This window comes from Streptococcus sp. SGI.013 (assembly GCF_050315295.1).
Classification (GTDB): Bacteria; Bacillota; Bacilli; order Lactobacillales; family Streptococcaceae; genus Streptococcus; species Streptococcus porcorum.
The window spans coordinates 1-1,678 of the sequence record NZ_JBNPOS010000068.1 but is presented as its reverse complement, the minus strand read 5'-3'; the positions used below and the strand labels follow the sequence as shown (position 1 = coordinate 1,678).

The window sequence follows — 1,678 nt, the reverse complement described above, 5'->3', positions numbered from 1 at the left end:
CAGAATGAAGACAAAGTCGTTAGAATTGTATTTCTAACGGCTTTTTCATGCGTAAAGTAATATAATAGAGATAGGAATCCAGTTAATAAGTAGAGGGAGAATCGCTATGTTACACAAAGAAAACCCAGACTACAATCGCGGTCAATTTGGTTTCTACAGTTTAGATGACCTTGTTCCTCAAAATCATCTCCTTCGTCAAATAGAGGAAGCTATTGACTTTTCCTTTATCTATGACTTAGTCGCAGATAGCTATAGCGATGAAACAGGGCGTCCTAGTCTTGACCCTGTTCTGCTCATTAAAATTCCAATCCTTCAGTGTCTCTTCGGTATTCGCTCCATGCGTCAAACCATTAAGGAAATTGAAGTAAACACTGCCTACCGTTGGTTTCTTGGTCTTCGACTGGATGATAAGGTGCCTCATTTCACTACCTACGGAAAGAATTATGTCCGTCGTTTCCAAGATAGACAGGTTATTGAAGGCATTTTCACCCATATCTTAGGTCTCTGTGTCAATGCAGGCTTCATAGATCCAACAGAAATTTTCATTGACGGTACCCATATCAAGGCTGCGGCGAATAACCGTAAATTCATCAACCGCGAAGTCGAAAAGCAAGCCAAGTTTATGAGTGAGCAACTAGAAATTGAAATCAATAGAGACAGAGTGAAGCACGCAAAAAAGCCGCTAGGGCCCGCAAAAGAGGAGGAGCCCATCACTAAGAAAATTTCTACAACCGACCCAGAAAGTGGTTGGTTTCATAAAGGGGACCATAAGGAAGTATTCGCTTATACAGCTCAGGTTGCTTGTGACAAGCATGGTTGGGTTCTGGCTTATAGCGTTGAGGCTGGCAATGTCCATGACAGTCAGGCCTTTCCTGTACTCTTCGCTAAACTCCAACCCTTTCAGCCTAGCTTTCTCATTGCCGATTCTGGTTATAAGACCCCTAGTATTGCTCGCTTCCTGCTAGAACAAGAGATTACTCCTGTTTTCCCTTACACACGACCAAAGGGGAAGAAGGGGAAACTACGCTCGAAGGATTTTGTTTATGATGAATACTATGACTGTTATATCTGTCCTGAGAATCAGGTCTTAACCTATCGCACTACAACCAGGGAAGGTTATCGGGAATATAAGAGTGATTCAGCTATCTGTGCTACTTGTCCACTTCTATCAATTTGTACAGAAAGCAAGAATAAGCAGAAAGTGGTAACTCGACACATTTGGAAAGAGGCTTTAGAAACCTGTGAAGAGATTCGGCACAAGAAAGGCATGAAGGAGCTCTACCAGAAGCGGAAAGAAACCATTGAACGTCTCTTTGGGACGGCCAAAGAGTACCACAATCTTCGTTATACAAGAGAGAAAGGCAAGTCCAAAATGGAAGATAAGGTTGGACTGACTTTGGCGTGCTTAAATCTCAAAAAATTGGTAAAAATAAGGGCAGGCAAGCTTTTTTATTTTGGACAATTACCCTCTATTTTAGTAAATAGAGGTGATTTAAATTCTATAAACAGAAAAAGACAAATATCAATCGAGATGTTTGTCTTCATTATGAGCACTCCAAAAAGGAGTGCTATTTTTGTGAAGAAAAAGGGTAGGAAGATAGGGTATAAACCAGAGAAGAGATAATGGGGTTGGAACGACTACGGTAATAAACTGAGCGACTTATGGATGAGCCTTAGC

Annotated in this window: 1 protein-coding gene; it reads left to right on the top strand. The window is 41.2% G+C overall.

What is annotated here, in order from left to right; all coding sequences use genetic code 11:
• Positions 1-106: 106 nt before the first annotated feature.
• The gene (locus ACQRDX_RS09250) at positions 107-1,624 is read left to right on the top strand and encodes an IS1182 family transposase (protein ID WP_427896599.1); all 1,518 of its coding nucleotides are present in this window, start codon (positions 107-109) and stop codon (positions 1,622-1,624) included.
• Positions 1,625-1,678: the final 54 nt, after the last annotated feature.

Bases quoted from the DNA above. Each gene is read 5' to 3' on its own strand.
- ACQRDX_RS09250 (WP_427896599.1), top strand. From the start codon at position 107: ATGTTACACAAAGAAAACCCAGACTACAATCGCGGTCAATTTGGTTTC.